Source organism: Minwuia thermotolerans (assembly GCF_002924445.1).
Classification (GTDB): domain Bacteria; phylum Pseudomonadota; class Alphaproteobacteria; order Minwuiales; family Minwuiaceae; genus Minwuia; species Minwuia thermotolerans.
The window spans coordinates 95,443-109,338 of the sequence record NZ_PIGG01000023.1 but is presented as its reverse complement, the minus strand read 5'-3'; the positions used below and the strand labels follow the sequence as shown (position 1 = coordinate 109,338).

At 68.6% G+C, this 13,896-nt stretch carries 18 protein-coding genes and 1 tRNA gene; 7 read left to right on the top strand and 12 right to left on the bottom strand.

Features of this window, described 5'->3' with window-relative positions; genetic code table 11:
- The first annotated feature begins 40 nt into the window (after nt 1–40).
- Nucleotides 41–505: an MAPEG family protein gene (locus tag CWC60_RS05355; protein WP_109792962.1), complete on the top strand. Its 465-nt coding sequence runs from the start codon at nt 41–43 to the stop codon at nt 503–505.
- Between the two features lie 9 nt (nt 506–514).
- Here the strand turns inward: CWC60_RS05355 and CWC60_RS05350 are convergent, their stop codons facing one another.
- The 3 genes from CWC60_RS05350 to CWC60_RS05340 all read right to left on the bottom strand — a co-directional run bounded on the left by CWC60_RS05350 (nt 515) and on the right by CWC60_RS05340 (nt 1,782).
- Nucleotides 515–934 carry a hypothetical protein gene (locus CWC60_RS05350; protein WP_109792961.1) on the bottom strand — a complete coding sequence of 140 codons (420 nt, stop codon included), beginning with the start codon at nt 932–934 and terminating at the stop codon, nt 515–517.
- Between the two features lie 5 nt (nt 935–939).
- Nucleotides 940–1,236: a hypothetical protein gene (locus tag CWC60_RS05345; protein WP_109792960.1), complete on the bottom strand. Its 297-nt coding sequence runs from the start codon at nt 1,234–1,236 to the stop codon at nt 940–942.
- A gap of 72 nt (nt 1,237–1,308) precedes the next feature.
- Nucleotides 1,309–1,782 (bottom strand): GNAT family N-acetyltransferase, encoded by a 474-nt coding sequence (locus tag CWC60_RS05340; RefSeq protein ID WP_164516384.1) that lies wholly within the window; start codon nt 1,780–1,782, stop codon nt 1,309–1,311.
- Between the two features lie 104 nt (nt 1,783–1,886).
- Between CWC60_RS05340 and CWC60_RS05335 the strand changes: the two genes are divergently transcribed.
- A complete protein-coding gene (locus tag CWC60_RS05335) occupies nt 1,887–2,723 on the top strand; it encodes a TauD/TfdA dioxygenase family protein (RefSeq protein WP_109792958.1) in 837 nt (278 codons plus the stop codon).
- Here CWC60_RS05335 and CWC60_RS05330 read toward each other — a convergent pair.
- The 5 genes from CWC60_RS05330 to CWC60_RS05310 form a co-directional block, all read right to left on the bottom strand.
- Nucleotides 2,701–3,252, bottom strand: coding sequence for a PAS domain-containing protein (locus CWC60_RS05330; protein ID WP_164516383.1), 552 nt, complete (start codon nt 3,250–3,252; stop codon nt 2,701–2,703). The two genes, CWC60_RS05335 and CWC60_RS05330, sit on opposite strands and share 23 nt — an antisense overlap.
- An 88-nt stretch (nt 3,253–3,340) precedes the next feature.
- The gene (locus CWC60_RS05325) at nt 3,341–4,213 is read right to left on the bottom strand and encodes a sulfurtransferase (protein ID WP_109792956.1); all 873 of its coding nucleotides are present in this window, start codon (nt 4,211–4,213) and stop codon (nt 3,341–3,343) included.
- Nucleotides 4,214–4,262: 49 nt separating this feature from the next.
- A tRNA-Arg gene (locus CWC60_RS05320) sits at nt 4,263–4,339 on the bottom strand.
- 44 nt (nt 4,340–4,383) lie between these two features.
- The gene (locus tag CWC60_RS05315; RefSeq protein WP_109792955.1) at nt 4,384–4,794 is read right to left on the bottom strand and encodes an NUDIX domain-containing protein; all 411 of its coding nucleotides are present in this window, start codon (nt 4,792–4,794) and stop codon (nt 4,384–4,386) included.
- A gap of 17 nt (nt 4,795–4,811) precedes the next feature.
- The gene (locus CWC60_RS05310; RefSeq protein ID WP_109792954.1) at nt 4,812–5,051 is read right to left on the bottom strand and encodes a hypothetical protein; all 240 of its coding nucleotides are present in this window, start codon (nt 5,049–5,051) and stop codon (nt 4,812–4,814) included.
- Between the two features lie 170 nt (nt 5,052–5,221).
- Between CWC60_RS05310 and CWC60_RS05305 the strand changes: the two genes are divergently transcribed.
- The 3 genes from CWC60_RS05305 to CWC60_RS05295 all read left to right on the top strand — a co-directional run bounded on the left by CWC60_RS05305 (nt 5,222) and on the right by CWC60_RS05295 (nt 8,508).
- Nucleotides 5,222–5,779, top strand: a complete 558-nt coding sequence (locus CWC60_RS05305) for a response regulator (RefSeq protein ID WP_164516382.1) — start codon at nt 5,222–5,224, stop codon at nt 5,777–5,779.
- Between the two features lie 21 nt (nt 5,780–5,800).
- Nucleotides 5,801–6,352: a hypothetical protein gene (locus CWC60_RS05300; RefSeq protein ID WP_109792952.1), complete on the top strand. Its 552-nt coding sequence runs from the start codon at nt 5,801–5,803 to the stop codon at nt 6,350–6,352.
- Nucleotides 6,353–6,435: 83 nt separating this feature from the next.
- The gene (locus CWC60_RS05295) at nt 6,436–8,508 is read left to right on the top strand and encodes a hypothetical protein (RefSeq protein WP_109792951.1); all 2,073 of its coding nucleotides are present in this window, start codon (nt 6,436–6,438) and stop codon (nt 8,506–8,508) included.
- A 9-nt stretch (nt 8,509–8,517) separates the two neighbouring features.
- Here the strand turns inward: CWC60_RS05295 and CWC60_RS05290 are convergent, their stop codons facing one another.
- Complete coding sequence (locus CWC60_RS05290; protein WP_109792950.1) at nt 8,518–9,396, bottom strand: HpcH/HpaI aldolase/citrate lyase family protein; 879 nt, start codon at nt 9,394–9,396, stop codon at nt 8,518–8,520.
- Between the two features lie 72 nt (nt 9,397–9,468).
- On the opposite strand from CWC60_RS05290, the gene pdxY reads away from it, so the two are divergent.
- Nucleotides 9,469–10,296 carry a pyridoxal kinase gene (gene pdxY / locus CWC60_RS05285; RefSeq protein ID WP_109792949.1) on the top strand — a complete coding sequence of 276 codons (828 nt, stop codon included), beginning with the start codon at nt 9,469–9,471 and terminating at the stop codon, nt 10,294–10,296.
- 107 nt (nt 10,297–10,403) lie between these two features.
- Here the strand turns inward: pdxY and CWC60_RS05280 are convergent, their stop codons facing one another.
- Nucleotides 10,404–10,775 carry a cupin domain-containing protein gene (locus CWC60_RS05280; protein ID WP_164516381.1) on the bottom strand — a complete coding sequence of 124 codons (372 nt, stop codon included), beginning with the start codon at nt 10,773–10,775 and terminating at the stop codon, nt 10,404–10,406.
- The gene (locus tag CWC60_RS05275) at nt 10,772–11,059 is read right to left on the bottom strand and encodes a winged helix-turn-helix transcriptional regulator (RefSeq protein ID WP_109792947.1); all 288 of its coding nucleotides are present in this window, start codon (nt 11,057–11,059) and stop codon (nt 10,772–10,774) included. Before CWC60_RS05275 ends, CWC60_RS05280 begins: the two co-directional genes overlap by 4 nt.
- Nucleotides 11,060–11,190: 131 nt before the next feature.
- Here CWC60_RS05275 and CWC60_RS05270 point away from each other — a divergent pair, with 131 nt between their 5' ends.
- Nucleotides 11,191–11,739, top strand: coding sequence for a carboxymuconolactone decarboxylase family protein (locus CWC60_RS05270; protein ID WP_109792946.1), 549 nt, complete (start codon nt 11,191–11,193; stop codon nt 11,737–11,739).
- On the opposite strand, the gene CWC60_RS05265 is transcribed toward CWC60_RS05270, so the two are convergent.
- The gene (locus tag CWC60_RS05265; RefSeq protein WP_109792945.1) at nt 11,740–13,770 is read right to left on the bottom strand and encodes an ASKHA domain-containing protein; all 2,031 of its coding nucleotides are present in this window, start codon (nt 13,768–13,770) and stop codon (nt 11,740–11,742) included.
- Between the last annotated feature and the right edge of the window lie 126 nt (nt 13,771–13,896).

Genomic DNA, 13,896 nt, shown 5'->3' with positions numbered 1-13,896 from the left:
GACGCAGGGTCGGTGCGCAGGCGCCAGGGGGGGTATTGCCATGGAACTCAGTCTCCAGAACCCGGTATTCGCGACATACGCTGTCGCCGCGGCACTGATGATCCTGAAGGCGGTGGCCATGTCCTGGCTGACTGTCGCGCGGATGATGCAGGTCAAGGGCGGTTTCCGCGCACCTGAAGACATCAGGAAGACCCCGCTCAATCCCGACCCGGATCCGAAGCAGATCGAGCCCGACGAGCGGGTCGAGCGCATCCGGCGGATCCACCAGAACGACCTGGAAAACCTTCCGTTCTTCCTGGCGGCGGGGTTCCTCTACGTGCTCAGCGGACCGCCGCTGCTGCTCGCCCAGCTCCTGCTCTATGGCTATGTCGTCTCCAGGCTGCTGCATTTCGCGGCCTATCTGACGGCGCAGACCCATGACATGCGGGCGACGCTCTGGACGGTCGGCTCGCTGATCCTGATCTACATGACCGTGAGCGCCCTGCTGGCGGCGCTGGGAATCTGAGGCGGCGGTCTATCGCCGGAAGAGACGGCGCGAGACCACCGTGACCAGGGCCCATGCGGCATTGACTGCGAGACCGGTGACCAGCCCCGCGACCGGATCGCCGGTTGGTTGCATGTCCTTGAGCGGCAGGACGACGGCCACTGCGACCAGCGTCGGCGCCACCGCTCCGAACAGGGCGGTCAGCAGCCAGTAGCGCAGGCCCTTGCCGAACAGCGGCGAAACCAACCCAAGGACAATGCCCCAGACACCGCCCCAGAAGGCGGTCGAGACGAGTTGCGGGACGCCCAGAGGCTGGACCGGCTGCATCTGCCATGGCGCGAAGGGCGCGAAGCCGATGCCGTGCAGAACAGTGAGCAGTATCTGGTGTCCCAGTAGCGTGCCGATGACGCCGGCGACGAACCAGGCCGCAGTGAAGCCGATCAATGCCATTGTCTCTACGCGCCCTCATCACCTTTCGAGATCCAGTCGGGAAACCGGCCCGATGCCTCGTCGAACAGGGTATTCATGCGGCGCAATTGCTCCAGCGGCGCGAGCGTCGCGCGGATCATCGGATCCTCGGGCGCGGCCTGCGCCAGCTTCGAGCCGCCGATGTCGTCCGCCAGGCGTTGCAGCGCGCCGTCGATCTCGCCGCCGTCCAGGACGCCCTTGCGGCGGATCTCGCCAATCAGCGCCGCCACTGCCAGCAGCAGCCCCGCAATCTGTGCGTCGGTCACGTCGGTATCGCTCGTCATGCCGTTCTCCGCTTTGCAGCTCCTGGCACCGTATAGCCCGAATCGGCCCCCGGACCGAAAACTTCCCGTCGTTCACAGGCGCAGCATTTCCAGGTGCGGCACGCGTTCGCCGAACTTCTCCTCGTAGCCTTCGCCGGTGACGCGGAAGCCCAGACCCTCGTAGAAACCCCGCGCGTTCAGGGTAGAGCCGAGGCGTGCGATCTTGCCGCCGCCGTCCGCCGCATCGCGGTCGCAGGCGTCGAACAGCCTGCGCCCGATCCCGTTGCCCTGATGGTCGGGATCGACGAAGAGCGCCATCAGCCATTCGCCGCGCCAGCTTGCGAAGCCGGCCCGCAAACCTCTGTATTCCGCGACCCAGAACCGCTCGCCGCGCTCGTCGCGAGCGCGCAGATAGCCCTCCGGCGTGCGGTCCCTGAGCCAGGCTTCCACCACCGTCCCGGGCAATAACGGCGCGCAGGTCATCGAGACCGCGCGTTCGTGAATCGCATGCAGCACCGGGACATCCTCGTCGCGCATGGGACGGATGACGATTTGGCTCACTGGCATTGCTTGGCGTCCTCCGCTCGCGGCCCCTATTATCCAGCCATCGGACATTTAGGGGAGGGTTCGATGCCATTCGTTTCGAAAACCGTTATCCGGAGGCAGCGGCGATGATCGCCAATCTGGATGTTCGCCGGGTCGCCGGCGCGCTGGGCGCGGAGATCACCGGCGTCGACCTCAGGGAACCGCTGGACGAGGCGACCGTGCGCGCCATCCGTCAGGCCTGGCTCGACAATCTGGTCATCTTCTTTCGTGACCAGGACCTTACCGCCGAGCAGTTCCTGCGCTTCGCGAAGGCCTTCGGGGAAGCCGACCGCTATCCCTTCGTGAAGGGCCTGGACGATCACCCCGAGATCATCGAGGTGATGAAGCTGGCGCACGAGAAGACCAATTTCGGCGGCGTATGGCACTCCGACACGGTCTATCTCGAAGAGCCGCCGATGGCTTCGATGCTGCTCGCCCGGGAGATCCCGCCCTATGGCGGCGACACACTGTTCGCCAACCAGTATCTTGCCTACGAGGCGCTGTCGGAACGGTTCAGGGACATCCTCGACGGGCTGGTTGCGGTGCACTCGTCGGCCCGGGCCGACGTCTCCAAGACCCGTGAGGACCGAATCGGCACGTCGGGCACGCCGGAAGCCGGCAAGGAATATCTCTCGCATCATCCGGCGGTGCGGACGCATCCGGAGACAGGGCGCAAGGCGCTCTACGTCAACACCGCCCACACCGTCCGCTTCGACGGCATGACCGAAGCCGAGAGCCAGCCGATCCTGCAGTACCTGCATCAACACCAGGTCAGGCCGGAGTTCACCTGCCGCCTGGTCTGGCAGCCGGGCACCATCGCCTTCTGGGACAACCGCTGCGCGATGCACAACCCGATCAACGACTATCACGGCTTCCGGCGGGTCATGCACCGGATCACGCTCAAGGGCGACCGGCCGCGATAGCGTCGCCGTCGTCGCGGGCGCGGAATATCTCGCCCTCCTCCGGCCGGGCCTCGGAGATCTTCAGGGAATCGGGCGGCGCGATTTCGTCGGTGAAGGTCTGGCCGACCAGAATCTTGTCGACGGTCCGGCCATCGCTCGCCAGCGGCAGGAACAGCCGCCTGGTCTCCGCCGCCCGGCCCACATCCCAGCGGAAACGGCCGGTCGAGAAGATCGGCAGGGCATCCCGCGCCGTCTCGAGGAACAGTTCCTCAAGATAGGTCCGGTAGTCGCCGAACATGATCTCGTCGAGATGGCGGCCCGTGAAGTCGCTGCCCCAGCGGTCGACCATGTTGGTGCCCACCAGCCGGAAGCGGATGCGTTCGCCATCGATCAGGTCCGCCAGAACCACGTAGCGCAGGAGGTCGCGCATCTCGACGGGATCGATGTCGCGGCGGCCCGGCAGCCGCACCGCCGAGCGCTTTCCGGACCAGTAGTCATAGAGCCGCTCCAGGACCGGATCCTGAACGCGGGACCGGAATTGCGCGGACATGAGCGCGTTTCTCCGCCTTATCTTGTGTCTTTCACACTCTTCCTCGCCCAGCGCCTGCCGGAATGCAAGAAAGCCCGGCGAACGCCGCCTATTCCGCGGCCGGATCGCCCGCCGGTCCCGTTTCCATCGGAAGGTCGGGGTCGGCGGACCATTCCAGCAGGGAATCGTCATAGAGGCGGAGGTCGCCGTGTCCCGCCACGCGCAGCGCGAACAGCGCCGCCGCCGCCGCGATGCCGCCGCCGCAATAGGTGATCACGGGCCGGTCCGGGTCGATGCCGGCCAGCAGTTCGCGCATCCGCTCCGGGCTGGCGAAGGCCCCCGTCGCCGGGTCCAGCAGTTCGTTGGCGGGCAGGCTGACGCTGCCGGGGATGCGGCCGGGCCGGCCGTAATGGGTGCCGCCCGTGCCCTCGAACTGCGGGCGGGAGAGGGCATTGAGCAGCAGGGCGTCGCCGGTCTCCATGGCCTGCCGGACCTGCGCCCGGCCGGCGACCGCCGCCTCGTCGCGCACACCCCGGAAGCGGGATGGCGTGAAGCGTTCCTCGCCAGTGCCGACCGGCCGGCCCTCGGCGATCCAGCGCTGCCAGCCGCCGTCCATGATGCGGACGTCGTCCAGCCCGGAGACCGTCAGCACCCACCAGGCCCGCGTCACCGCGACCGGCGTGCCGGCGCCGTAGAGCACCACCGTGTCGCCGCGCTCGATCCCGATTTCCGAGAGGACGCGGTCGATCCGGTCCTGCGGCGCGATGGCGAAGGGATAGGCGCCCGCCGGGTCGGAGAGGTCGTCGACCATGTGCAGATAGGCGGCGCCGGGAATGTGGCCCCGGAGCCAGTGATCGCGGCCGCCATGAATGGTGGAGGCGCCGACGGGTTTCGTTTCGAACCAGACCGAGCAGTCAATGACGCGGATCCGGTCCAGATTGGCTTCGACGAATTCGGGCGTGACGATCAGGTCGTCGGTCATGGCGTCCTCCCCAGGCTGCGCCGGCGCATCATAGCGGCGGGAGGCGCGCTGGCGACCCCTGCAGGACTCGAACCTGCGACCTACAGATTAGGAATCTGTCGCTCTATCCGGCTGAGCTAAGGGGCCGCTGGGACCGACGATATATCAGCCCCGCCGCGGATTCCCAAGCTTCAGGAAGGCGTTTTCAGCGCGTCGTCGAGGATCTGCGCGTGGTCGAACGCCAGGTCCAGTTCCCGCCAGTCTGCGTGGAAGGCGGCGGCGGCCGCGTCGCCGCCCCCCCGGGGCGCCGGCGCGTCCGGCGGCAGGCGGAACAGAAAGGCCACCGAGACCACGTGGCCGCGCGGATCGCGCGCGGGGTCCGAATAGACCCCGATCAGGCGCTCCGGCCGGGCCTCGATGCCGGTTTCCTCGGCCAGTTCTCGGGCGGCCGCCTCCTCGGCGCGCTCGCCCAGGTCGACGAAGCCGCCGGGCAGGGCGTGCATGCCTTCGAACGGTGGCTTGCCGCGGCGGATGAGAAGCAGCCGCTCTTCGGCGTCGAAGACGACGCAGTCGACGGTCAGCGCCGGGCCCTGGCGTGACATGGAATCAGGCCGGGCCGTCAGGCGCCGGGGCCGTATTTGAGCTTCTTCAGCGCCTCGGTGACGGCGCCGACATGGGCCTTCTCGCCGCCGCCCATGTTCTCGGCCACGGCCGAGGAGAGCTGTTCGGCCTCGTCCAGCCAGTTCTCCAGCACCTGGCGCTTCTCGTCGTCGTTCAGGTCGCCGTCGGTGAGCACATCCGCCGGCGCGTCATAGACCGCGCCCGGCTCCTTCATGGCTTCATCGAGCTTCTTGTTCATTTGTTTGCTCCTTGTTCCCTCAGCGGGTCCGGCGCGCGCCGGTACCCGCCTGCGACATGGTGACGGCCATCGGGCATTTGAACCCGCCGCTAACGAGCTGTTTACCGTCACCGTCCAGGATCGCAGCGACCATTCGTGAACAATCGTTCGGAAATTGCGGCGGCCATTGCATGGCGCATCTGGAAGTCAATCTCGAGCACGTCACCATCCTCGTGGCCGATCCCCACGACGGATCGCGCCGCATCGTCGGCGAGATGCTGCACGCGCTGGGCGCCAGGAACGTCATCGCCGTGACGACGGTGGAGGCGGCCCGGGAAGTGCTGGGTGGCGAATGCGTCGACCTGATGATCTGCGACTACCGGCTGAGCGAGGGCAAGGGCGCGGCATTCATCAGCGAACTCAGGGCGGACCGCACCAATCTCGCGCGCAGCATTCCGGTGCTGATCACCTGCAGTCATACGCGCCTGCGCGACGTTCAGGCCGCCCGCGACTGCGGCGCCAACATGGTGCTGGTCAAGCCGCACAGCGTCACGTCCCTGTACGACCGTCTCGCCTGGGTGGCGCACAGGCCCCGGCCGTTCGTCAGCTCCAGCGGTTACAATGGTCCCAGCCGGCGCTTCCGCGACGACGCGAGCGAGAATCGCCCGGCGCGCCGCAAGGACGATGACCCGATCGGCGACGAGGCCGGCGACGCCGCGGTCGAACCCGCCCGCGCGTCGGTCGGCTGAACATGGCAAAGGAACCTTGCAGTGACCGATGACGCCATTGTCGAGCACCTGCCCACGCGCTTCTCGCAGCTCGCGCGCCAGAAGCCGCGCATCGGCCGCGACGAGGCGCTGCGGCGCGGCGCCTCTGCGATCGAGAACCTGCGTGAGGATTTCGAAGCCTGGCTGGCCGACGACCTCGCTTCGCTGGCCGACCTGATGCGCCAGGTCCACGAACAGGGCGGTTTGGCTGGCGAACGCTACCGGACGGTCTACGCCCGAGCGCAGTCGATCCGGGATCTCGCCGGCACTTTCGGCCGCCAGGATCTCACCGACGTCGCCGACAATTTCTGCGAGCTGGTGTTCCGCATGGGGGAGGCGCGGGCATACGAACCCGGCCCGCTGACAATCCATTTCGATGCGCTGCGCATGGTCTGCCATTCGCCGGGCATGGCGGCGGGGGATCTGGCGGTGCTGCTCGACAGTCTGCGGCAGCTGGTCAACAGGTTCCCCGATCCGGACGCCCGCCTGCGCCAGCGGCTGGCCCAGGAGGATGCGCAGCGGGCGCGCAAGCAGGCGGCGGCGGAGCGCGGCTGAACTTCGGGCCGCCCGAGGCTTGCGTCGGCGGGACCGGTGGCGACAATGGCCGCGTCGCCAACCGCCTCGTCTGGACCCCCCTCATGAAACGCTTTCTGGTACTCGGCGTCATCGTCGCCGCGGTCGCGGCCGCCGGCGTCTGGTTCGGCCTGCCCCTCTATGCCGAGGAGCAGTTCCGTTCCGCGCTGGATTCCTATGGCGCCGGGCGGGGGGACGACCGGGTGAGCCACGAGGATGCGCGCGTCGACTACTGGAACGACCGGGCGACGCTGGCGCGGTTCACCGACCGTCTTGATCTGCCCTTGCCGGGCGGCCGGTCGGCGCCGCTGCTGGTGTCCTTCGAGGACGTCGAGATCCGGGACTATGACCTGGGCGCCCTGGATGCCGCGCTGGCCGGCAATGGATCGCCGGAACAGCCTCTTGTCGAGCGCCTTTCCTGGCAGCGGATCAGCGTCGCCCGGGCGAGCGACGGCGTTGTCGTGCTGACAGGCGGAGCCGGCGCGCTGGAGCGCGTGTCCGCGGCGCGTCTCGCGCCGCCCGTGCTGGTGAACGCGGCCGGACTGGAGGTCGCCGGATTCGTGCAGAAGGACCTGGCGCTCGATCTGACGAGCGAGGGGTTCGTGGCCACGGGCAGACTCAAGTCCGTGATGCTCGAGGGCGCAACGGCCGGAAGCGTCGCGCGCGCCGAGACCGGGTCTCTGGAAATGCGCCTTTGGGCGCGGCATCCGGACTGGGAGCGGTCGATCGACGCCTCTGTGATCTCGGGCCGCCTTGCGGTCGGCGATATCGCATATGGCGCGGAGGGCGTGGTCAGCTTCGCCGAAGTGGCGCACGAGGGTTTCCTGGTCGATTACGACCTGCCGCCCGCGGCATCCGGCGAAGCCGCCGGCGACGAAGCCGAGGCGCCGCTGAAGGGCCAGGTCGGCTACGAAAGCTACGAGATTGCCGGCGGCCGTTTCGATCCGATGTCGTTTGCGCTCTATCCGGCCATGCTCCGCGCCGCGCCGCAGGAGGATGCGCCGCGCGACAGGGAGGCGCTGGCGGCGCTGGTCGAGCTGGCGGTGACTGTCCTCGAGCGCGCCGTCCGCCTGGAGACAGGTATGGAACGGGCGGTCATGCGTGGCGTGCTGGTGGATCTGGGCGACCTGCAGAAGCAGAGCATCGCCAGCGTCGAGATCGGTCCGCTGCGTGGCCTGAAGCTCGAAACGGCGGTCATGCTGGACCAGACGCAGGTGGACCGTTTCGGCAACCGCTCCACGGTCGCGCGGTCGGTGGTCTCGGGAATCGATCTGAGCGCCTTGCCCGCCTATCTGCGTCGGGTGCTGGGCGATCCGGTCACGCTTGAAAAACTGGACGCGGCGGGCGGCTACTACCGCGAGGCGAGTATTGCGGAGGCGGTGCCGCCGTTCGACCTGGGCCGCTGGCTGGTCGAGGACCAGCGGATCCAGCTCGCCAACGGCGGCGAGGTGACCGTGGCCCGCTACGAGCAGTCCGCCTTTCGCGCCGACGCCGAGGGCCGCGTGGATTTCGCCTTCGCCGTCGACGGCATGACGGTCGGGCTGGAAGACGTGGCGACGGTGCGGCCCGCCTCCCGGCCCCTGATCGAGACGCTGAGGGCCGAGGGCTTCGAACGCCTCGATCTGGACATGGGCTTCGACCTGGGAATCGATCTCGCCGGCGGCGTCATCGACCTGCGCCGGCTCGGGCTTTCGGCGGACCGGCTGGCCGAGACGGGGTTCTCGGCGCGCCTGTCGGAACTGGACTTCGAGGCAATGCGCAACCAGCCGGAGGCGCAGCGCAACGCCCAGATGATGCAGGGGGCCCTGAGCGGTCTCCGGTTCAGGCTGGCCGACGGCGGCGCACGGCGGATCGCCTTCCGCATGATGGGGGGCAGCGATCCCGAATCCGCCGCGCAGGTGCGCGAAGGACTGGCTGCGCAGGCGGCCCAGATGGGCCTCGCCTTCGGGACGCCGCGGACCGCGCGGATCGGTGAGGCGGTGGCCGCCTTCCTTCGCGAGGGCGGCGCGCTGCAGATCGGCACGGATGCGGAGGCGCCGGTCCCCATCCTCGAATTGATGATCCTGTCACAGCGCGACGGGCCGGGGGCCGCAGCCGAGGCGCTGGAGCTGGAGGCCAGCCACACCGCCCCGGAATAGGCCGGCCGGTCAGGCCGCCTGCAGCTCCTTGATGGCCTCGGCCATGGCGAGCCGCTTCTTGGCCTGCTCGACATGCAGGTTCTCGATCATGCGGCCGTCGACGGTGACGACGCCCTTGCCTTCGCGCTGGGCTTCCTCGAAGCCGGCGACGATGCGCGCCGCGCTCTCCAGCTGCGCCTCGGTCGGCGAGAAGACCTCGTTGCAGGGCCCGACCTGGGAAGGATGGATCAGGGTCTTGCCGTCGAAACCGAGTTCCAGGCCCTGGCGGCAGATCGCCCTGAAGCCTTCCTCGTCCTTGATGTCGTTGTAGACGCCATCGAGTATCTGGATGCCATAGGCGCGCGCCGCCAGCATGCACAGACCCAGCGAGGTGATCATCGGCAGACGGTCGGCCGTGTGCTGTGCGCCGGTGTCCTTGGCGATATCGTTGGTGCCCATGACCCAGACCGCAACGCGGTTGGAGGCGGCGGCGATCTCCTTCGCATTCAGGATGCCGATCGGCGTCTCCATCATGCACCACAGCGCCGTGGCCGCCGGCGCGCCGGCCTCGTCCATGGCCTCCACCAGCTTCTCGACGGTCGCCGCGTCGTTGATCTTCGGCACCAGGATCGCGTCGGGGCCGGCCTTGGCGACTGCGTCCATGTCGTCGGCGCCCCAGGGCGTGTCGAGACCGTTGATGCGGATGATCATCTCCCGCTTGCCATAGCCGCCGTCGGCGATCGCCTTGCAGACCTGCTCGCGCGCCTGGGCCTTCGCGTCCGGGGAGACTGCATCCTCCAGGTCGAGGATCAGCGCATCGGCGGGAATGGATTTCGCCTTCTCCAGCGCGCGGGCGTTGGAGCCCGGCATGTAGAGGACCGAGCGGCGGGGACGGACGTTGGCAGCCATGTTCGAAATCTCCCTCAATGAAGCCGGCGGCACTATAAAGGCCGGAATCGGTTCTGCAACGAGGGGGCGCGGGTGGCGATCCTGTCCATCTCCAGCCAGGTCGCGAAGGGCCATGTGGGCAATTCGGCAACCGCGTTCGCGCTCCGCCGGCTGGGCCACGAGGTCTGGGACGTGCCGACGGTGGTCCTGAGCCACCATCCCGGCCACGCGAAGCCGGAAGGCCTGGCCGTGCCGCCGGATACCCTGGCTGCGATGGTCCGTTCCGTGCTGGCGCGCGGACGGCCTTCGGCGGTCTTCTCCGGCTATCTGGCGGAGGCGGCGAACGGCGAGACAATGGCGGAGGCGGTCGAGGCCCTGCGCCGCGATGGCCCGATCCCCTATGTGATCGATCCGATCCTCGGGGATGCCGATACCGGTGTCTATGTCCGCGATGGCGTGGAGGCCGTGATCCGCGACCGGCTCCTGCCGCTGGCGGACATCGTGCTGCCGAATTGCTTCGAACTCGGCCTGCTGGCGGAGATGGAAATCGCCCGCACGGAAGACGCGCTGGCCGCCGCGCGGTCGCTGATCGCCAAGGGCGCAAAGGCGGTGATCTGCACTTCGGCGCCGGCGGGGGCGGACCGCATCGCCGTGCTGATGGTGACATCGGACCGGGCGTGGCGTCTGGAAATGCCGGTCGTGCCGGATGCGCCCAACGGCACCGGCGATCTGTTCGCCGGCGTCTTCATGGCGCGCTGGCTGGAGGGGATGAAGCTGCAGGAAGCGGCGGGTCACGCCGCCGGCGCTGTCCATGCGGTCGTTGCCTGGTCGAAGGCGGTCGGCGACGAGGATCTCGCCCTCGTGGTCGCCCAGTCGGCGCTGGCCGACCCGCCGTCATTGCCGGGCATCGAGCTGTTGTGATCCGATTGGAATCCGCCGCTGCCCGGCTCGTCCGGGCAGCCCATTCACTGTGCCGATCTGATGGAAAGCCCGGCTGAACCGGGCGATGACGAAGATGGGCGCTCCCGCTACGCGTCCTTCGGCGCGCGGGAGAACACCAGCATGACCACCGCGCCGGTCTTGCTGCCGGCGATGTGCTGCGTGCCGGGCGCGCGTATGGCGAAATCGCCCGCCCTGTAGGTCGTGTCGGCGTCGTAGAACTCGCCTTCCAGGACGTAGATCTCCTCGTATTCCTGATGCGCGTGCAGGGGCGCGTAAGCGCCGGGCTCCACCTTCATCAGCCAGGTCCTGTGGCCGCTGTCCGGGTCCTCGTGCAGCGGCTTGACCAGAAAGCCTTCAGTGTCGCTTTCCTGCCAGGACGTGCCCGCGGTGCGCTGCACCAGCGTGCCTTCGGTGGGTTTCGGCAGGGCGCCGTCCTGGCTGTGGAAGATCTCGTTCATGGCGTACTCCCGTCCGCGTTCAGGGCCTCGGCCCAGCGCTCCGCCCATTCTGACAGACCGCGCAGCTGCCGGCCAAGCTCCTCACCCATCGCCGTCATTTCATAGCCGTCATCGCCCAGGCGGATGATCCCCACTTCGCGCAACGACTTCAGGCGGCCGTTCAGCACCGTGGGCGAAACATCGTCGCAACTGGCGCGGAGCGCCCGGAAGGTCAAAGGGCCGCGCCGCAGTTCCCACAGGATGCGCAGCATCCAGCGCTGGCCCAGCAGGTCCAGCAGGGCCATGACCGGTCTGCCGGTGGTCGAGCCGCGTACGGGCGTTCCGGGTCTTGGGGTCACGGGTAGCTCTCCGATTGACGCTACTAAAAATGTAGCATATACATTTGCTACCAAAAACGTAGCGAAAGGCCGTTGCCATGTCCAATCCGCTCGCCCCGGTCGCCCGGCCCTATGCGCCCGAGGTCGCCGATCTGCTGTCCCGCTATCCGCAACGCGACGGCTATGTCCTGAAGCTGTTCCGCAGCTTCGCCAACAGCACCCGTTTCCTCAGGAAGGGCGTGGCGAACCTGCTGGACCCGGAGAGTCCTTTGCCGATGCGGCAGCGCGAGATCGTCATCCTCCGGGTCACCGCCAATCTGCGCTGCGAGTACGAGTGGGGCGTGCATGTCGCGGCCTTCGGCAGTCATGTCGGGTTCGCCGAGGCGCAGGTCCGGGCGACGGCGGGCGAGGGCGGGTCGGCCGATTGCTGGGAAGACGCGACGGAGCGGCTGTTGCTGGATGTGGTTGACGACATCTGCCGCGAAGGCGCGCCGGCGCCGGCGCGTCGCGAGTCCTTCCGCGCCGCCTGGAACGCCGAACAGCAGCTCGAGATCCTGGCGCTCTGCGGCAACTATCACACGATCAGCTTCGTCGCGAAAACGGCGGAGCTGGAACCGGAGGACTTCGCCGCACGCTTCCCCGGCTGATCAGCCGGTGCGCCGGCGCCGGCCGCCGCGGCGCCGGGGCGGATCGCCCGCCGCCGGTCCCGAGCGGACGGGCAGGGCGACCGCTTCGGCCAGGCGCGGGAAGGGCTCGGTCTTGTTGGGAAAGGCCATGGCGCTGACGAAATGCGCCTGGAATTTCGGCTCCATCGCCGTCTCGATCTTTTCGACGTCGCGCACCAGCTTCTCGACCTCGCGGCGGTGGCCGCGGTTGAGCAGCGCCATGCGCGCGCCCGTACCGGCGGCGTTGCCCACGGCGGCCACCTGATCCAGCGCGCAGTCCGGGATCAGTCCCAGCACCATGGCGTATTTCGGGTCGATATAGCTGCCGAAGGCGCCGGCCAGGCGGATGCGGTCCACGTTCTCCACGCCGAGGCGGTCCATCAGCAGCCGCACGCCGGCGTAGAGCGCGGCCTTGGCGAGTTGGATGGCGCGGACGTCTGTCTGGGTCACGCGCACCGCCACGCTGCCTTCGCGCCAGAGCACGTAGCTGAAGGTGCGGCCGTCCGAGACGACGCGGTCGGAGCGTTCGAGCATTGTCCCGTCGACCACGCCGTCCTCGTCGATGATGCCGGCAAGGAACATCTCGGCGATGGTTTCCACGATGCCGGAGCCGCAGATGCCGGTCACGCCGACCGCCGGGCTCTCCACGGCGAACTCCGGCTCGTCGGACCAGCGGTCGCAGCCGATGACCTTGATCTTCGGCTCCAGGGTCTCCGGGTCGATGCGGACCCGCTCGATGGCGCCTGGCGCCGCACGCTGGCCGCACGATATCTCCGCGCCCTCAAAGGCCGGCCCGGTGGGCGAAGAGGCCGCCAGCAGCCGGTCGCGGCTGCCGAGTACGATCTCGGCGTTGGTGCCGACATCGACCAGCAGGGTGATCGCCTCGCCCCGGTGCGGCGCCTCGGCCAGGGTCGCGGCGGCGGCGTCGGCGCCGACATGGCCGGCGATGCAGGGCAGGACGTAGACGCGCGCGCCGGGGTGGATCTCCACGCCGATCTCCCGCGCCGGCACGGCGACGGGGCCCGAGACGGCCAGCGCGAAAGGCGCGCCGCCGAGTTCGGTCGGATCGAGGCCGAGGAAGATGTGGTGCATCACCGGATTGCCGACGAAGGTGGCGTCCATGATGTCGTCGCGGCCCGCATTCGCCTCTGCCGCGACCTTGTCGATCAGCCCGGAGACAGCCCCGCGCACCGCCTCGGTCAGCGCCGGCAGGCCATCCGGGTTCATCAGCACGTAGGACACGCGGCTCATCAGATCCTCGCCGAAGCGCACTTGCGGGTTGGCGGTGCCGGCGGAAGCGACGGTACGGCCGCTCATCAGGTCGACCAGATGTGCGGCGATGGTGGTGGAGCCGATATCCACGGCGAGCCCGAAGGCGCGCTGGCGCAGTTCCGGCCAGAGCCCGATGATCACCGGTCCGGCGCTGTCATCGTGGATCGCCGCGGTGACCTTCCAGCCGCCCGCCCGCAATACCTTCTGCAGATGCGGCAACAGCGGCGGGTCGAGGCGCGCGCCATCGACCATCCACTCGCGGGCCAGCGCCTGCTGCAGGCGGTCGAGATCGCCGCTGGGATTGGCCATGTCGGGTTCGGCCACCTCGACATACATCAGCCGCACCGCCGGGTCGCGGTCTATATGGCGGGTCTCCGCGCGCTTGCGCACGATCTGCTTGTTGACCGCCGAATCCGTCGGCACGTCGACCACCAGATCGCCCCCGATCCTGGCCTGACAGGAGAGCCGGCGGTCGGCGGGCAGCGCACGGCGCCGGGTGTAGCGCGCCTCGACGTCGCCCACGGCGCTGAGAGTCTCCGGGCTGGAGGTGATCTTGTGCTTCGCGAAACGCCCGGCGGTCGGCGTCACCTGGCAGCGGCCGCAGAGCCCCCGTCCGCCGCAGACGCTTTCGACATAGACGCCAAGGGACCGCGCGGCGTCGAGCAGCGGCGTGCCGTGCGCGAACCGGCCCCGCCGGCCCGAGGGCATGAACACGACCAGCGCGTCCTTCGTCTCGCTCATCTCGCGCGCCTCGCCGTTCGCTTGTCCATGTCCGGCGATTAGACCACGTTCGGCCCCGAGGCGGGCGTCAAAGCGACAGCGGCTTGATTTTGCGCGCCTCCGTTCCATTCTTCGGTGCTCCGCGGC